The organism is Galbibacter sp. (assembly GCF_048266365.1).
In the GTDB taxonomy this organism is placed as follows: Bacteria; Bacteroidota; Bacteroidia; order Flavobacteriales; family Flavobacteriaceae; genus Galbibacter.
Map to the genome: position 1 here is coordinate 65120 of NZ_JBLWZP010000003.1, position 19496 is coordinate 84615.

Genomic DNA, 19496 nt, shown 5'->3' on the forward strand with positions numbered 1-19496 from the left:
TCACAGATTTTATATCTTAAAAGCGCTTTCTAGAAGAGTCTCTAACAATCAATGAGGATTCCAATACGACTTGTTTATTGGGAATATCTTTATCAGATTTGATTAATTTCAATAGAGTGTCCATAGCCTGCTTAGCCATGTTTGCAGTTGGCTGGGCTACCGCTGTAATGCTAGGACTGTAGGTTTTAAATAAATGACTATCATCAAAGGTGATAAACCCTATTCGATCAATTAAGCCGGGGAATTCGCGTTTAATAACTTCCAGACCAGTTTCTGTGAGGTAGTTCGTAGCAAAAAGTATGGCATCAATTTCTGGATGCTTTTTTAAAAAAGCCTTGATTTCCTTATCGCCCTGATCACTAATTGTTTTTGAGAATGGTAGTCTCAGAGAAATTTCTTTAAGGCCATGTTTAGAAATGGTATCCAGATACCCATTTAACCGATCCGCCATCTGGGACTGTTGGGTGTCAAGAGTAATATAGGCTATGTTTTCAAAACCATTACCCACAAGGTGCTCAATGGCTTTTTGAGTTGCCTCGGCATTATTAGTCACCACATAGTTGGTATCCAAATCAGGATAATAGCGGTCGAATAATAACACAGGGATATGCTCCTCTATCAAATTCTTTATGGTGCTTTGAATATTTGGAGACGGCACGATAATAAAACCATCAACCTGTCGATTCTTAAATAAATGAATCAATTCCATTGACTTATTATCATCGTTATCATTACTACAAAACAACACCTTATATCCCTTCTTATACGCTAGATCTTCAATAAGTCGGGCAAGTTTGGCGAAAAAAGAGTTGGCAATATCCTCCACCATAAATACAAGGATTTTGGACTCACCTGTCCGCAGACTTTGTGCCACCTGGTTAGGTTTATAATTGACCTTTTCTACATATTCAAGCACCTTCTTTGTAAGCTGCTTTGAAATATGCTTTTCTTCTGCTTTACCATTCAAGACAAAAGAAACAGTAGTCACAGAGATGTTTAAATCCGCTGCAATATCTTTTATAGATACTCTTTTTTTTCTCATTATTAAGCTATCAGTAATTACGAATGCCATGAAATATAGGGAGTTATTTCTTTGGGAGGGGCTAAATTATAAAAAAAGTTAACATTTTATACCATCCCCTTTTTTAAATTGTTGTTACTCTATGACGAATTGTTACTACAATCCCAACCAATTTGAATCAAACAAGGCCTGAATTTAATTATCCAAGCCCCATTTGTGATTTCAAAATTATAAACAATAATTAGTGGTGACTTATTTACCGTTAAACAGTATCATCACACCAATTACGATCACTATAATTAGGATCGAAACAGCAACATCTACCCAGCTATAACTACTTTTATTTTTTTCTTTTTCTTCTTCCGTAATCGTACTAAAAGTAAGGTTTTTAACCTTTTCTTCTGATGGGTTTTTAGTAAGTAAACTCACTACAATCGCTAGTAAGATACAGAACAGGAAGAACCAAGCTCCAAAGGTTAAGAAGTTCATATCACCAAGGGCGAACAAAAATCCGTCAGGATCCAGACTATCTTTAACCAATTCAAGAATAATTCTAAAGGCTCCTACCACAAACCCGGTAACCAACGTCACAAACGCACCATGGGCATTGATTCGCTTGTGGAAAATTCCCAAGAGAAAAACCGCAGTAATTGGAGGTGAAATATAGGATTGAACTTTTTGTAGGTATTCATACAATACACCAGAGATATTAGCCATAATTGGAATCCAAATGATACCGATAATAACAACTATAACGGTTGCCATCTGACCTGTTCTTACTAGTTTCTTCTCAGGAGTATTTGGTCTGAGTTTCTTGTAGATATCTACAGTAAATAATGTAGAACATGAATTAAATACAGAGGCCAATGAACTCATAAGCGCTGCTAATAATCCAGCAGCAACCAAACCTCTTAAACCGGATGGTAATAAGTTACTCATTAATACAGGGAAGGCTTCATCTGGTGAATCCCAATGTAACTCTCCTCGCATTTTCAAAGTAAGTGCAATAACTCCTGGAATTAGGAATAGGAAAACCGGTAATAATTTCAAGAGCGCACCAAAAATGGTTCCTCTTCTACCTTCTTTTATGTTTCTAGCTGTAAGGGTACGTTGAACGATATACTGATCCGTACACCAATACCATATACCAACAATAGTACTTGTTATCAATAAGGTAGGCCACGGAAATTCAGGATCAGAGGCAGAACGCCACATATTAAGGTATTCCGGAGTCACCGTTTCCTTCATACTTTCCCATCCTCCCACTTCCTGTAGTCCAAGAAAAGTCAATACTGCCGCACCCAATACCAATACAATGGCCTGGAGAGCTTCCGTATATATCACGGCCCGCATTCCTCCAATCACAGTATAAATACCAGTCAGAATTACAGTGGACAATGCGCCTGTCCAAAAATCAATTCCTAAAAGTGCCGATACCACAATTCCTCCAGCGTAAATGGTCACGGAGATTTTTGTAAGCACATAAGCGATGATTGAAAATATAGATAAGACCCACCTTGAACGGGAATCAAATCGTTTTTCTAGGAATTCCGGCATGGTAAAAACACCACTTCGCGCATAAAACGGTAAAAAGATCCAACCAAGCATTAGGACTACCCATGCCTGTATTTCATATATTAACATTGGTAGTTTATCTCCAGCACCTGCCCCGGCCAGTCCGACCACATGCTCAGAACCGATATTGGATGCAAATATGGAAGTACCTACTACAAACCAGCCGATGTTACGTCCAGCCAAAAAGTAATCTTCAGTGTTGTTTTGTTTTTTTCTAATAATCCATATGGCTATACCCGCTAATACCAAAAAGTATAGTCCGATACAAATCCAATCCAGTGTATCTAATGTCTTCATCTTATAAAAATATTCTGTTAGGTTGTTTTTGTTTGCTTTATTTCACTGAAAACTTAAAGGTCGTTTCGCTTGTATAGGTCTGTTCTGGATTTAGAACCACCGATGGAAAATTCTCTTGATTTGGAGAATCTGGATAGTGTTGAGTTTCAAGACAAAAACCTGAACGCTTTGCATAGGTACCTCCTGATTTTGATTTCAGGGTGCCGTCAAGGAAGTTACCGGAGTAAAATTGAATGCCAGGTTCTGTAGTATACACTTCCATAAAACGCCCACTACCTGGATCATAAGCAGTTGCTGCAAGGCTTAAACCATCTGAGTTTCTATTGAGTACCCAACAGTGATCATAGCCTAGGCCACGTTTCAACTGCTCCGTGTCTTGATTGATTTCCTTTCCAATAGTTTTGGACTGTTTAAAATCAAAAGGTGTTCCTGCTACAGGTTTAAATTCTCCTGTTGGAATTAAAGTTGCATCTACCGGTAAAAAGGTATCCGCGTTAATTGCGATTTGTTGGCCCAATATATCTTTAGAAAAATCACCGGACAAATTAAAGTAAGAGTGTTGGGTAAGGTTCACAACAGTCTTTTTATCTGTATTAGCCTTATAATTAACCTTTAAGGTGTTATCATTGGTTAAGGTGTAGGTCACCGTAGTATTCAAATTTCCAGGATAGCCTTCTTCCATATCCTTACTCAAATAATGCAATTGTAGTGCAACACTCTCTGCATTGGTTATTTTTGTAACCTCCCAAACCACTTTGTCAAAACCTTTATTTCCTCCGTGCAGGTGATTTTGACCATCATTCTGTGCCAGTGTATATTCTGTACCATCAAGACTGAATTTTCCTTTGGCGATTCTGTTGCCAAATCGACCAATTATAGCACCAAAATACGGTGGCGGTGTCAGATAACCCTCTAAAGAATTAAACCCTAAAACCACATCGGCAATCTTACCGTCTTTATCCGGAACTTCAAGGTTGGTAATAATTCCACCATAATTGATCACAGAGATCGCCATTCCGTTGGCATTAGTCATAGTGTATTTTTGAATGGATTCACCACTGGGTAATTGTCCGAAATCTTCTTGCAAAATTGCAAGACTATCTTTTTGACTTTCCATTGCATTGTCTGTTTGTTTTGCATCTTCTTTTCCGGCTTTATTCTTACACTGAACGGTTAAGAATACCACTGAAAAAACCAGTAAAAATTTCATGCTGCTTTTTAATGTTTTCATAATGTTAAGTTTTGTCGGTTACATTCCATGTTGAAAAATATGGTAATAAGCCTCATTTGCATTCAAGGTGTCTTTAAAGCTTCTGATTCGAGTATCTGAGTCGATTACCAGTAGTTCAATACCCGCAATATCGGCAAAGTCCTCCATATATTCTGTATGCAATGCCTGAGAATATACGGTATGATGTGCACCACCGGCTAATATCCATGCTGTTGTTGCGGTTTCCAGATTAGGCTTACAATCCCAAAGTACTCTTGCTACCGGAAGCTTAGGTAAATCCGCCATAGGCTTAATCGCCTCAACTTCATTGACCACCAAACGGAAACGATTTCCCATATCCACTAAGGAGGCGTTAATCGCTGGTCCAGCGGGAGAATTAAAAACCAATCGCACAGGATCCTCTTTACCCCCAATTCCAAGTGGATGCACCTCACAAGAAGGTTTTCCTTGTGCAATCGATGGACATATTTCAAGCATATGTGAGCCTAAAACATAGGATTTTTGTTCCGTGAAGTGATAGGTGTAATCTTCCATAAATGAGGTTCCACCTTCAAGCCCTGAAGCCATCACTTTCATGCTGCGTAGCATGGCAGCGGTTTTCCAATCTCCTTCACCACCAAAGCCATAACCGTCAGCCATCAACCTTTGAACAGCTAGACCAGGAAGTTGTTTAAGAGCACCTAAATTTTCAAAGGTGTCTGTAAATGCTTTGAATCCGCCCTGGTCTAAAAACTGACGAAGTCCCAATTCTATCTTTGCAGCATCAACAAGCGATTGTCGCTGTTCTCCTCCGGATCTAAGCGACTCTGTGAGGTTATAGGAGTGCTCGTAGACTTCAAGGAGTTCATTCAGGTCTGCATCGCTAACAGCCTCTATGTGTTGTACAACATCAGAGGAGTCATAACCATTCACTTCGAAACCAAAACGGATTTGAGCTTCTACCTTGTCTCCATCGGTAACGGCCACCTGTCTCATATTATCTCCAATCCTGGCAACACGCAAGTGCTGTAGTTCGTCCCATCCCAGAACAACCCGCGACCATACGCCTATCTGAGATTGCACATGTTGTGATCTCCAGTGTCCTACAACTACCTTTCTCTTTTTGCGCATCCTGGACATCATGAAACCAAATTCACGATCTCCATGGGCAGATTGATTGAGATTCATAAAATCCATATCAATAGCATTCCAAGGAATTTCAGCGTTAAATTGTGTGTGTAAATGGCAAAGTGGCTTCTTTAAAAGATTTAAGCCGGCAATCCACATTTTGGCTGGTGAAAAAGTATGCATCCAGCTAAGGATTCCAATACAGTTTCTAGAACTATTAGCCGCTATACACAGTGCCGTAATTTCTTCAGATGTAGTAACAATGTCTTTATAGACAATCCGAACATTTATACGTGCAGATGCACCCAGCTCAGTGGCAATAGTTTTGGCGTTATTCGCTACTTGTTTTAAAGTTTCAGGGCCGTATAAGTGTTGACTTCCTGTAACAAACCAAATTTCTTTTTCAGTTAAAATCATTATATATATTATTTTATTCTTGTCCATAATAAGCATCCTTTCCATGCTTACGTTGGTAGTGTTTTTTAATCAATGAATTTTTTAATCTAGGTGCATTGGGGTTGATTTGCAAGGTTAAAAAGGCCATTCTAGCAATCTCTTCCAATACTTTACTATTGTACACAGCCTTTGCTGCCGTTGGCCCCCAACTAAACGGACCGTGATTTCCTAATAAAACCATTTGAACTTCCTGGTGGCTCAAACCCTTTTCCTTGAAACAATCTAATATCTGAATACCGGTGTTGTGCTCGTAATTTCCTTGAATTAAATCATCGTGCATTGGAGCTGCACAAGGAATATCTGCTACCAAGTGGTCCGCATGAGTCGTTCCAAAAATCGGAATATCCTTTTGGGCTTGCGCCCAAGCCACAGAATAGGTTGCATGGGTATGCGCAATTCCTCCTATATCTGTCCAGTGTTTGTATAGATACGCGTGGGTTTTGGTATCAGAAGAAGGCCTCATGTTTCCTTCAACTATAGTATTGTCAAAATCTACAATAACAATATCCTCTGGTTTAAGAGTCTCATAAGGGACACCACTAGGTTTGATCGCAAAAACACCATTTCCCCTGTCCACGGCACTCACATTTCCGAAGGTATAGATCACCAGATTCAATGCGTTTAATTCCATATTGGCCTGGTAACATTCTTGTTTTAAATCTCGATATTTAGAATCCATAAGATCTAGTTTATTTCGTTGTAACTTTATGTTCTATAAATTCAGCAAGCTGGGAATAGGATTCCATATGTGCTTGATAATACTGAATTTGATTTGGCTCAGGATGATATTCGGCTTCAAAGGGACTTCCCAATTCTTTACTAGCACTAATAACATCTGGATATATTCCTGCTGCCACAGCAGCGTAAATTGCCGCACCCAAGGCCGGCGCCTGATCGGATGCCGCTATTTTAATGGGTTTATTTAATACATTAGCTAAGGTTTGCATAATCAGTGGAGATTTTCTTGCCACCCCACCTATTCCTATAACAGTATCAATCCTAACACCCTGCTCTTCAAAACGCTCCACTATCTTTTTAGCCCCAAAGCAAATAGCATTTACTAAAGCTTTAAAAATATGAGGGGCTTTACTACCCAAGTTAAGTCCCATCACTGCGGCCTTCAGTTCTTGGTTTGCATCTGGAGTTCGTCTTCCATTAACCCAATCCAAGGCTGTAGGAATACTCTCTTCCATTGGAATACCTTGTGCAGCTTCAGACAATTTAAGAATAAATGCCTCTTCCACTTCTTTTTTAAGGATTTCAATCTGCTTCTCATCAAGACTTTTAGCCGTATAAACCAAATTTTGTAAAGGCCAATTCAATACATCTTTAAACCAAGCTAGTACATCTCCAAAGGCAGACTGACCAGCCTCAAGTCCAATCATATCAGGTATAACAGAACCATCAACTTGGCCACAAATTCCTTTGACCATACGTTCTTGGAGTACGTCCTTATCAGCCACCATAATATCACAGGTAGAAGTTCCCATCACGCGAACCAAGGTGTGTTTTTCAATTTTTGCACCTACTGCACCAGCATGGGCATCAAATGTCCCAACGGCAATAACGGTCTGAGTACTCAGCCCTAACTTCTCTGCCCAATGGCTATTCAATTTCCCTGCAATGGTATCCGAAGTAAAGGTTTCACTATACAATTGACCTTTTAGTTTCTTTAAATAGGGATCCAATTGTTCTAAAAACTCATCTGCCGGAAGTCCTCCCCAGCTTTCATGCCACATTGCCTTATGACCGGCGGCACATCTACTGCGTTTAAAACGATCTAAATCTTGATCTTCACACAACATATATGTCATGTAATCACAGTGCTCCATCCATGTGTAGGCTGCAGATTTTACTTTTTCATCCTCTCTGACAATATGTAGTATTTTAGCCCAAAACCATTCTGAAGAATAGATTCCTCCCTCGAAAGAAGTAAAGTCCTCTCCACCCCAATTACGAGCGAGTTCATTAATTTCATTGGCCTCTTTTATAGCGGTATGATCTTTCCACAAAACCATCATAGCATTAGGGTTCTGTTTGAATTCATCCAAAAGCGCTATAGGAGTTCCTTGACTATCCAAGGGTAATGGTGAAGAACCTGTGGTGTCTATACATATTCCTTTGATGGCATCAGCACCTACGCCACTTTGAGAGACCACCGCTTTGATGGTCTTTTCCAATCCTTCAATATGATCCAAAGGATGCTGTCGAAATTGATTTTTAGTGGCTTCGCAATAGAGCCGTTGCTTCCATCTTGCATAATAAGAAACGTCAGTTGCAATCTCCTCTCCACTGTGGGCGTCTAACAATACAGCCCTTACGGAATCCGTACCGTAATCAAGTCCGATGACATAGGATTTTTTCATTTTCAATATAAAATTTTATTTTTCAATTCTCAGTTTAATCACGTTCACAGAATAAGGAGCAAGTTCAACACCTTTATTCACACTAATATTTTTAGTTACTGGAGCGATGTTTTTTGGCTTGTCAATAGAATTTACAGCACCCAAATCATCACTTGTTAATACAATTTGATCAGCTTTCTTTCCAATGTTCACACCTTTAATATTAAAATTAATGGTTTTAGCAATCGAAGCTGTATTGACAACCTTTACAATTATTTCAGAAGTAGAAGCTTCTTTAACTGCAGAGGCATATAACTCATTTTGACCAATGAGTTTTTCCCCATTTGCACTTACTTTCAGCAAATCGGATCCACGATTTGTGGCAAACATTTTCTGAACATAATAATTCGGAGTTCCATAGGAACTAAGGTTGTCAAACCAAATTAAATCCGGAGTCCATTGCCAAGCCTCGGTATGCGCCATAAGTGGTGCATAGGAAGTAAGCTGTACCACATCAGCATTGCGTTCCAGGCCAGTCATAAATGCAGCTTCAGATAAGGCGCACTCCCAATTATTTTCATTTTGCGGGCTGGCAATTGCTACACTTTGTGCTGCATATTCACCAGCAAATATCTTAGGCCCGTTTCTATTATAGCTATCATAGCGATCCGCATTTTCTCTAAACCACTCTGGGCTTTTGTAATAGTGCTCATCAATTATTTCTGCGCCAAGTTTATTGAGTTGCTCCATTCCATATTCGAAATAATCACCCTCCGGGAATGGTCCGGAACCTGATACAATAATAATATCAGGATATTGTTTTTTAATGGCATCGTTGAATACTTTGTAACGTTCAATGTAATCTGGTCCCCATTGTTCGTTTCCAACACCAATATATTTTAAATCAAATGACTCCGGATGTCCCATGTCAGCTCTCACTTTTCCCCATGGTGTATCCACAGAACCATTGGCAAATTCAATCAAATCAAGGGCGTCTTGTACATAAGGATCTAATTGATCCATAGGTACTAACTCTCCTGTATTAAATTGACAAGCAATTCCACAACTTAGTATAGGAAGCGGAGTTGCACCTATATCCTCGGCCAGTCGAAAGTATTCAAAAAAGCCAATGCCAAAGCTTTGATAATAATCTGGAGTTAATCGGTGTGAAAACTCGGTATTCCATCTATTGATAAGTATTTCACGACCAACTACCGGACCTACTGTTTTCTTCCACTGATATCGCTCTGCAAGGGTCCTACCCTCTACGATACATCCCCCCGGAAATCTTAAGAAACCAGGATTCATATCCGCTAAAAGTTGAACCAAATCTTCTCGCATTCCATTTTCTCTGTTATTCCAGGTATTTTCTGGAAACATAGAGATCATATCCAAATCGATTTCGCCTTGACCACTAAAGGTAATTTCTAAACCCGCTTTTTCTACAGTAGTACTAGCTGTAAGTTTAGTTTGGTACTTTTTCCAATTGCCAGAAGACAAACTCACAGAACTGGATCCTATTAATTTTCCGGCCTCATCTAGGAGTTTAAAGTGAATCTGACTAATTTCTCCTGATTTCTTGGATGCTAAAAATGAAAGTCTGTAATGTTCATCTTTATGTATACCTATTCCTCTATAACCTTTATTGATCAACTTATATCCATTAGCGTCTTTTACTTCGACCCTAATAAAGTTATGATTATTCTGTTGTTTTGAATATTTAACCGGAACGGCTATTCCCGATTCTTTGTTATAAGAATGGCGATCGCTATTTGGCTGGTCCCAACCCATTAAAGGATTGTCAAATTCAAAAGATCTGTTTTTTATAAGTTCAGCGTACAAACCACCATCTGCAGCAAAATTAATATCCTCAAAAAATATCCCGTACATGGTGGGCGCTATTTCTGCCACAGTTTTCGAGGCGTCTACCTCTAATGTAGTTGAAGATTGCGCCGTTATAAATCCGCTAAAACAGCAGAACATTCCGCTAAGCAGGGTAGTTTTAATTCGACTAGATTTCAATGTTTTCATTTGTTAGTTTATTTTAATAGTGCTATTTGCTAGGTATCCAAACTTTCATTTTACCAATGCCTCTGTTTGACCAGGCATAGTAAGGAATGGCTGTTAGATTTTCATTTTGAATGACGTTTACACCTTGAAGTAATTCAGGCTTCCATTCCACATGAAATTCATCATCCACCTCTAATGCAATGGAATCGAAATTTTCTTTATTGTCGGCCTCTTCTATGGCATATACAATAGGACCGTATTCTAATGCCAGTTTACCTCGGTTATCTTCTACTTTATCGTTTGTAATCACCATTCTAGTTTCCATTGGTAAATTCAAGCTCAAAGTCTCTCCTTTTTTCCACTCTTTAGTAATAGTAACATAACCGTCAGTTACTTGAGCATCGACTACTTCACCATTAACTTTTAGTTCAATAGCTGAACTAACTTCATCTTTATATTGGTAAAGTGTTCCTGGAAGCACTTCGTTTCTTAGCCAACCCGGTATTCTTAATTTTAAAGTAAAATTAGCTTCCTTTTCTGGAGTTACTGTAAAGTTTACCTGCCCGCTCCATGGGTAATTTGTTTGTTGCTCAATTGCCAAACTAGTAGCCGGTAAATCTATTTGAGCTTGGTTAGCCACATAAAGATTTACATAAACCGTATTATCAGATTTAGAGTATACCAAGCCTGGTAAAGAAGGTAAAAAACGAATCATATTTGTAGGACAACAAGAACAATCAAACCATTCTTGTCGTGTACATGCACCTCTGTTAAACTTATAAGTGCCGTCTGATTCCAAAGCGTTAGGATAGAAGAACTCAGTTCCACTTAATGAGATTCCCGAAAGTAGACCGTTATATAGGCTACGTTCCAAAACATCCATGTATTTCACATCTCCAGTTAGGTTGTGTAGTCTGTGATTCCAATGCACATCGCCGATGGCAGCACAGGTTTCGCTGTATGCGGTTAGATTAGGAAGTTCATAGTTGACTCCAAAAGCCTCCCCATCGTGTTTTGCTCCTATCCCCCCAGTGATGTACATTTTTTTATTCACCATATTTTCCCAAAGATTGTTCACCGCATCAAGATAAGAAGTGTCCTTATCTATTGCAGCGATATCGGTCATGCCGGCATACATATAGACCGCTCTAACTGCGTGTCCTACAACTTCATCTTGCTGGGTAATGGGGACATGATCTTGCGAGTATTCTCCAAGATTTGGTCTGTTCTCATGATGACCCCTTTCATCTAAAAAGAATCGTGCCAAATCCAAATAATCTTCGTTTTTTGTAATTCTATATAACTTTACAAGTCCAGTTTCAACAATTTGGTGCCCAGGAACTTTTTCAAGTTTTCCTTCCCCACGACCAAAGGTTTTCACCAAAAGGTCTGCATTTTTTAAAGCAATATTTAGGAAGTTTTTCTTTCCGGTAGCTCTATAATGTGCCGCTGCAGCTTCGTAAAGATGCCCGGCATTGTATAGTTCATGGCTCGCCTCGATTGATTCCCAGCGTTTACCATCAATGACATTTACCCAATTTGCAGTTGGATTATCGGGATCAATAGTCCTCCAAGTAGTTAAATAACCATCCTTTTCTTGCCCAGTTTTTACGATACCTATAAGTGAATCTAACAACTGCTCTAACTGAGGATTGGGTGCGCTGATTAGCGAATAAGAAGCACCTTCTATGATTTTATAAACATCAGTATCATCAAAAGGCATCACTCCTCGGGCTTTTCCTTCCATCTCTCCCCCTGCGATCAAAAAGTTTTCAAATCGTCCTTCTTCCTCACATTTTTCCAAGGCAAATTCTATGGTTTTATTTTGAACTCGCTCAATTACAGGAAGCCAAAATTCATCCTTTAACTTTACGTGTTTTATATCCACAGCTTCAATAGGGTATCCCTGATTGATCTCTGATTCCGCTGTAGCGACCTCAGCAGTAGGCTTAGAATTACATCCTATTAGAAATAGCAAGAGACATAATACCGGTACTGCAAAAAAATACAGCTTTTGATTCAAACGTTTCATCTTATCGAGTTTTGGCAGATTAATTAAATAAGTGTGCAATTTACATTTTAAAAATTAAAAAACAACTTCCTGTTATAATTTATTCAATTCCTTCTTTAAAAAAATGGGCCATTTTTCTGAATCCCAGTCTAAAGTAAGAATCCCAAGCTTTGGTTTGCCACCATCATGGGCATCATAGGCATGAAAAAACATATAGTCTTTCTGGTCAAAAGTGTAAACACTATTATGGCCTAAACCATACCAGTTCGCATTACCCTCAAGTAATACGGTTCCTCCACCATCAAACAAGGCTTTCCCTTGCTTGTCTAAATAGGGTCCAGAAACTGTTTTGGATCTTCCGACGACTATTTTATAAGTACTTTCTTCCGCCCTACAGCAATAATCCCAGGACAGAAACAAATAATAATATCCATTTTTCTTAAAGATAAATGGCGCCTCAAGAGCAGCATTTCCTGCATCTGAATCAGGGTACTTAAAATCCCGCTTGCGCCTGGCAATAGTATGCCAACGTTCAGGCTGCGCGAGTGTCTTTAAATCGGAATTAAGCTGGACTAACTTTAGGCCATTCCAGAAAGAGCCAAAGGCAAGCCAAGGTGTATTTTGATCATCGAAAATTAAATTGGGATCAATCGCATTCCAAAGGTCCCTATTTGGGACAGATTGAATGACAATTCCTTGATCCTCCCATTGAAAATCTTCTGAGGCTGAATCAAGTGTTTTGTTGGTCACCAATCCTATGGCAGAAGTGTTCTTACCAAAACTAGAGACTGAATAATACAAATAATACATTCCATTGTGAAAGGAAATATCCGGAGCCCAAATATGATTCTTAAATCCCGGAACCACAGTGTTTGTCCATAAAGGAGCCTGTTTAAAAACAGGCTCTTCTTTTTTCCAATTCTTCATGTCCTTAGAACTAAACCATGAAATACCATGACCTGTAGAGAACAAATAATACTGCCCATCATGCTCTATAGCCACAGGATCATGAACTATAATATCCTGTGCCCTCAGGCCATTGATACCCCAAATAAAAATTAGTGCTGCTAATATTTTCATCCTAATTCAATTCAAACATCACTACGGAAAATGGTGCCATTTCCACAGTTAATTTTCCTTTTTTAAATTTAAAATCTTTGAATTCATTAACCTTAATTTTATCAGGGTTTTCAAAGCTATTGTGATCATGTACATCATCAGATGCCAAGATACTTGCAGCTGCTTTTTTCAAATTCAAACTCGCAAGATCCAACTCTAAATCATGCGCTTTATTCATATCCACATTGACCACTGATATATGAACCTTCCCTTGAGCATCTTTAGAGGCGGATACTGAAATTGCCGGAACTTTTTTCCCTTCGTACTCATAAGATTCCGTATTTAAATCTAGATCTAAACGAGTAGCATCTTGATGCGCAGCATACATCTTCATTACATGATAGGTTGGTGTTAATATCATTTTTTCATCATCAGTAAGGATCACGGCTTGAAGCACGTTTACTGTCTGTGCAAGATTTGCCATTTTTACACGATCACTGTGATTATTGAAAATATTGAGCGTTGCACCGGCAATCATAGCATCTCTCATGGTGTTTTGTTGATATAGGAAGCCTGGATTTGTCCCTTCTTCAACATTATACCAACCGCCCCATTCGTCAACGATCAAATCGATTTTCCCTTCAGGATCATACTTATCCATAATAGCAGTATGGTTGACAATCAAAGTTTCCATATTTAATGCACGTTCAATAGTTTTGAAATATTGAAGCTCATTAAAGTCAACAGCAGGCCCTTTAGATTCCCATTCTACGAATGAATAAGAATGTAGTGCAACCCCTTCGATAAGTTGTTTTGGAACATCTCTCATCAATACCTCAGTCCAGTGATAATCATCTACATTAGCACCAGAGGCAATTCTGTAAATTCCTTTATCATTATCCCAGCTACTCATAAAAGTTGCGTACTGACGGTATAAGTTAGCATAGTATTCAGGAGTCATGTTTCCTCCACATCCCCACATTTCATTTCCGACTCCCCAATATTTTACACCCCAAGATTTTTCTTTTCCGTTTTCACGTCTAAGATTAGCCATTGGACTTTCACCATCGTGATTGACATATTGAATCCAGTCTGTAAATTCTCGTACAGTTCCACTACCAATATTGGCAGCTAAATATGGTTCCGCTCCCAAAGTCTCACAAAGATCAAGAAAATCATGGGTTCCAAAGCTGTTATCTTCAGTAACGCCCCCCCACCATTGATTGACGATTGTAGGTCTGTCTTGTTTTGGTCCAATACCGTCCTTCCAGTGATAGGTGTCCGCAAAACATCCACCTGGCCAACGAAGATTTGGAATCTTCATGTCTTTCAAAGCTTCTATAATATCAGTACGAACTCCTGCAGTATTGGGAATCTCACTGTCCTCACCCACGTAAAAACCTCCGTAAATACATCTTCCAAGGTGTTCGGCAAAATGCCCGTAAATGTGTCTGCTAATTAGTGGCGCATCCTCTTCTTCTTGCACCAAGACCGTGGATTGAGCGGTAGCGAAACCACTAACAACTAGGGCGCCTGCCAGCATTAAATTTTTAAATTTCATGATTGTATAATTTATAGTTAGATTTAATTTGCTGAGTTGGGTTCTAAATTTGGATTGACATCCAACTCTGTCTGCGGTATTGGTAGATATTCCTTCCCAGGTGTCCAGGTATTGAAATCCGGATCGTGAGACTTCAATATACTCAATTTTGCATCATCATATAGCCAACCCCACCGTACGATATCGTGAATTCGGATACTTTCAATAGCGAATTCAAGTGCCCTTTCATGCCCCAATTGATCTCGCATTTGTTGTTTGTTCATATTGGGCTTTACATCGGCTAAATCCGGCAATTTAGCACGATCACGAACCATTTGAATATAAGGATAAGCCTCTTGGGTTCTGTCAAGTTCATTTAGAGCCTCTGCATACATTAATAATACATCAGCATATCGCATTAAACGATAGTTTATTTCAGATAGCTCTACCGACCCCTGACTTTCAGATTCAAAACCTAAACCGTCATGGGTATACTTTCTTGGATATATGGCAGTTTCTGCATGGGGCCATGGCACCCCTGCATAAACTGTAGTTGAATTTTCCGTAGGCTCGTATGAAGCAATAGTAGCCAAGAGTCTTGGATCTAATCCGCCATCAACCGTTTTTTCTTCCTTGTATTCCTCGTAAATCCAACGGGTAGGTAAAAAGTCAGAATATCCAAAACCGTCCATTGCATAAGTGTGTCCAACGGAAGATACTTGCATCCATGCAGAAGAAGGCTCTCCACCGTAATTTTTAACTGTTCCACCAACCTCATCCGGAGTAGCAAATTGCACTTCAAAGATAGATTCAGCATTGTTCTCGGTGTGGGGACTAAAGTTATCTCTATAATTTGCCATTAAACTATACCCGCTCAAAGGACCATCAATTAGCTTTTTAAATTCTGTAGCCGATAAATCCCACTGCTTCATATACAGATATGCTTTACCTAAGAATGCAGTAGCTGCACCTTTGGTTGCTCTCCCTACTTGTCCTTGATCAGCTCCGCTCACATTGTTGTAATCCACGGGGAGATTACTTTGAGCAAATTTCAAATCTGCAACGATTTGATCCCATATTTCTTGCTCCGTAGCGGTTGGCGCATAATAATCTTCCTGAGTTTGAGCAGGAGTTAAAACAAGCGGAACCTTCTGAAAGTTAGTCTTTAAATGAAAGTACGCAATGGCTCTTAAAAATGCAGCCTGCCCTAGGCATCGTTCCTTTACCTTAGAATCCATTTCAATTTCCGGAACCCTTGCCAAAACCTGATTAGAACGATACACGGCCTGATAGTAAGCGGACCATGCCCATTCAATAGGTCCTGATGTGGGCATCAAAACAAATTGTCCAACTTGTACCAAGTCCAGCCAAGGACTATCACCGGTGAAATCATCTCCACGACCATCGGTAAGTCCTGGTGTCATACGCATATAGTACCCGTCAATTAAAAAGGAATTGTATATGGCATTCACCCCCTCTAGAGCGTGCTGTTCAGTCAACCAATAGGTATCAGTGGTCTGACTATTAGGATTTAATAAATTCAGATCTTTTTCACAACTTCCCAAGACTAGGATTGTGAGTGTCAGTAATATATATTTATATGTTTTCATGTCGATTCTATTGTGGTCGTTAAAAAGTTAATTGCACCCCTAACATATAGGTTCTTGGTCTTGGATAAGTTCCATTATCAAAACCAGGTTCAAAAACGCCCGAATTAAAATCAGGATTGTAGCCTTTATAGGATTGAAAAGTGTACACATTCTGTAGCGTCCCATATACTCTTGCAGAGCTTAAAAGTGTTCCCAGAGCACTTTCCGGAATTTTATATCCCACAGAAATGGTGTTCAACCTCAAATAATCTCCTTTTTGCAACCAACCTGGTCGGTCAGAGTCGCGTGCATTACCATTAGGGTCATTGGCCACTACCCTTGGTATTGTCGTGTCGGTATTCTCAGGAGTCCATCGATTTAAAATATCCTCATGAGAATTTATATAGTCTGTAGACCACATCAGGGTTCTGTATATTCTACTGTTGATATAATAATCAGCAGCCCCAGAAGCAAATACGGTAAAATCAAAGTTTTTGTAGTTAGCTGAAAAATTCAAGCCATAGGTAATGCCGGGAATTGCACTACCTAAAAACGTTCTATCATCAGCATTGATGACTCCGTCATCATTTAAGTCTTTAAATTTCACGTCTCCTGGAGAAGTTGCAGAAGTCTGAAATGCATGCGAAGTAATTTCATCTGTCGTTTGAAAAATCCCATCGTAAACATAGCCAAAATGTGCTCCGACTTCACCTCCAACTTGTGTCTTTGATCCAACACCATAAACGGGCTCATCGTTTCCCCCTAAAGCTAAAACTTCATTTTTGAGGGTACTGAGGTTAGCAGAGATATCGAAGTTAAAGTCACTACCGTTTGTGTAATGATACGTCAAAGCAACATCCACACCGGTATTTTTCAAACTCCCCGCATTCACGATAGGTCTTTTATTGATAGAACCTACAGAGGCTGGAATCGGCACTCCAACTAGGACATCTGTTGTTTCTTTGTTATAATACTCCACGGTAAGATCCAGAGCATTATTAAATAACGAAGCATCCATTCCAATATTCAGTGAAGAAGAGGTTTCCCATTTGATATCCTCTGCTACGATATTAGCTTGCAGTCCTCCGATGACGGTCTGTCCTCCAAAGTTGTATAAAATATTTCGGTTGACGACGGGTTGGTATAAATAATCGCCAATGTTTTGATTCCCGAGTTCGCCATAACTTGCACGAAATTTTAAATCGCTGATAATCGCTTTTGGTATCTTAAAGAAGTCTTCATTGGAAATTCTCCAACCTACTGCCACGGAAGGGTAGGTTCCATACATATTGCTGGATGAAAATCTTGATGAGCCATCCCTACGTATGGTACCGGTTATCAGATAACGGTCGTCAAAATTATAATTCACTCTACCGAAAATTGAAGCCAACGTACTAGTTGATTCTCCTCCTCCAGAGGTATGATTTTCTCCATTAGAAAGTACGGGAAGATACGGCTCAGGAAGGTTTTCCGAGTGACCTGTACGCGTCACTGCTTCGTTCTTTTGAAAGGTTTGTCCAAGTAGCAAGTCTAAGGTATGCTTTCCAAAAGTCTTTTTATAATTCAATGTGTTTTCAACCAAACTCACTGTGTATATTCTGGAATTGTCATCCAAGAGTGATTTTCCTGAATTGAAGAAATAACCCATTTCAAAAGCAGGAACAAAAGAGAAGTCTCTAGCTTGGGTTTTATCATAACTTAAGTTCATTTTATATGTAAGCTCATTCCCTCCTTTATTCCATAGTTTAAGTTCCGGATTAATAATGGCAAATGTGCGATCCACCTCTACCCAGTTGGTGAACAAACTATTAATTCCAGGAACATTTAACGCTATGGTCTGATGTAACTCTGAACTAGTTCCTGCAAAGCCTCCTTTATTATTAGAATCATATACGCCCATCGTTGGAATGGCAATCACCAAATCATTAATTAATGGAGGTCTACCACCGGTAAGCACGTCTCCTCTGAAGGTTAAAGAGTTCTCAAAGGAATGCGAATAATACAAGGACGGTGAAATTTTAAATATTCCTTTTTCCAGGGTGGTATTAATTCTACCGGAATAGCGTTCATAAGTGGGACCCTTTCCGACTAAAAAACCTTCGTTGCTATAATAGTCAACTGAGGCGTTATAGGTAACGGATTCTCCACCACCTGAAAAATTAAAATTGTGATTCACCCTGCTACCACTTTTAATACCGGCTTTTTGCCAGTCTGTATCAATATTATCAATAAATAACGGTGAATTAGGATCGTTACCGGCAATCAATGGCATTCCTGCATTAACTCGTTTTTCGTTGACGATCATCTGATAATCCTCACGCTTAAGTACAGGCATGATTTGATTCACCTGATCAATCCCATAATAACCACTGTACTGAATTTTTAAAGGTGTGTTGTTTCTCCCTTTTTTAGTTGTGATAATAACCACCCCATTCGCAGCTCTCGAACCGTAAATAGCGCCAGCAGAGGCATCTTTTAGCACCTGAACTGTTGCGATGTCATTTGGATTAAAATCCCGAATTGATGTCCCTACCGGGACACCATCCACAATATATAAAGGCTGGTTGTTCCCAAAAGTTCCTACACCGCGAATACGGATATTAGGTGAGGCACCCGGTTGCCCATCAGAGGTAACCATCACCCCGGCAGCACGTCCTTGAAGTAGCTGAGAGATATCACTGTTGGATACCTTTTGAGCTTCACTTGCCTGAATTACGGAAACAGAACCTGTAAGATCTGCTTTTTTCTGGGTACCGTAACCAATAACCACAACCTCTTCTAGGGAAGTATTATCAAGTTCGAGCGAAGCGTTGATAGTGCTACCGCCCCCTACGGTAATTTCTTGGCTTTTAAACCCGATATAAGAAAATACCAGTACATCCGAGGTAGAAGCTTCAATACTGTAATTCCCATAAAAATCAGTAGCCACACCAGTGTTTGTCCCTTTGACAAGAACATTAACTCCGGGAAGTGGTTCTCCCCCTTGAGCAGCTACTACTGTTCCAGTGATGGTCTTACCCTGAGCGCAAAGCCCAAACGGCAAAAACATCATTGCGGCAACTAAATACGGAATCCCTCCCATAAATAAAGTACCGATACGATACTTTAAATGTTTACTTAAAATCATGATTAGCTAGTTTAAATTATAAGTGTTGTTTTTACATTTCCAAATTAATTAATAATTATTCACAAAAACAAATAAAATATTAAGTGATTCATTAAAATATTGTTATATAACTACTTATAACGCAATGA

Annotated in this window: 12 protein-coding genes; all 12 read right to left on the minus strand. The window is 39.3% G+C overall.

Annotation, left to right across the window (positions count from 1 at the left end):
- Nucleotides 1-16 precede the first annotated feature (16 nt).
- Entirely contained in the window at nucleotides 17-1042 is a 1026-nt protein-coding gene (locus ACN0TV_RS05880) for a LacI family DNA-binding transcriptional regulator (protein WP_417361056.1), read from the minus strand.
- A gap of 231 nt (nucleotides 1043-1273) precedes the next feature.
- A complete protein-coding gene (locus ACN0TV_RS05885; protein WP_417361058.1) occupies nucleotides 1274-2893 on the minus strand; it encodes a sodium:solute symporter in 1620 nt (539 codons plus the stop codon).
- A gap of 37 nt (nucleotides 2894-2930) precedes the next feature.
- Nucleotides 2931-4124: an aldose epimerase family protein gene (locus ACN0TV_RS05890; protein WP_417361060.1), complete on the minus strand. Its 1194-nt coding sequence runs from the start codon at nucleotides 4122-4124 to the stop codon at nucleotides 2931-2933.
- A gap of 18 nt (nucleotides 4125-4142) precedes the next feature.
- Nucleotides 4143-5648, minus strand: a complete 1506-nt coding sequence (gene araA, locus ACN0TV_RS05895; RefSeq protein WP_417361062.1) for an L-arabinose isomerase — start codon at nucleotides 5646-5648, stop codon at nucleotides 4143-4145.
- 13 nt (nucleotides 5649-5661) lie between these two features.
- A complete protein-coding gene (locus ACN0TV_RS05900; protein ID WP_417361064.1) occupies nucleotides 5662-6366 on the minus strand; it encodes an L-ribulose-5-phosphate 4-epimerase in 705 nt (234 codons plus the stop codon).
- Between the two features lie 10 nt (nucleotides 6367-6376).
- The gene (locus tag ACN0TV_RS05905) at nucleotides 6377-8053 is read right to left on the minus strand and encodes a ribulokinase (RefSeq protein ID WP_417361066.1); all 1677 of its coding nucleotides are present in this window, start codon (nucleotides 8051-8053) and stop codon (nucleotides 6377-6379) included.
- 15 nt (nucleotides 8054-8068) lie between these two features.
- On the minus strand, nucleotides 8069-10063 hold the full coding sequence (locus ACN0TV_RS05910; RefSeq protein WP_417361068.1) for an alpha-L-arabinofuranosidase C-terminal domain-containing protein: 1995 nt from the start codon (nucleotides 10061-10063) through the stop codon (nucleotides 8069-8071).
- A gap of 22 nt (nucleotides 10064-10085) precedes the next feature.
- Nucleotides 10086-12074, minus strand: a complete 1989-nt coding sequence (locus tag ACN0TV_RS05915) for a glycoside hydrolase family 127 protein (RefSeq protein WP_417361070.1) — start codon at nucleotides 12072-12074, stop codon at nucleotides 10086-10088.
- A gap of 72 nt (nucleotides 12075-12146) precedes the next feature.
- Complete coding sequence (locus tag ACN0TV_RS05920) at nucleotides 12147-13133, minus strand: arabinan endo-1,5-alpha-L-arabinosidase (RefSeq protein WP_417361072.1); 987 nt, start codon at nucleotides 13131-13133, stop codon at nucleotides 12147-12149.
- Between the two features lies 1 nt (nucleotide 13134).
- On the minus strand, nucleotides 13135-14673 hold the full coding sequence (locus ACN0TV_RS05925) for an alpha-N-arabinofuranosidase (protein WP_417361074.1): 1539 nt from the start codon (nucleotides 14671-14673) through the stop codon (nucleotides 13135-13137).
- 23 nt (nucleotides 14674-14696) lie between these two features.
- Nucleotides 14697-16262 (minus strand): RagB/SusD family nutrient uptake outer membrane protein, encoded by a 1566-nt coding sequence (locus ACN0TV_RS05930; RefSeq protein ID WP_417361076.1) that lies wholly within the window; start codon nucleotides 16260-16262, stop codon nucleotides 14697-14699.
- 19 nt (nucleotides 16263-16281) lie between these two features.
- A complete protein-coding gene (locus ACN0TV_RS05935; RefSeq protein ID WP_417361078.1) occupies nucleotides 16282-19368 on the minus strand; it encodes a SusC/RagA family TonB-linked outer membrane protein in 3087 nt (1028 codons plus the stop codon).
- Nucleotides 19369-19496 lie beyond the last annotated feature (128 nt).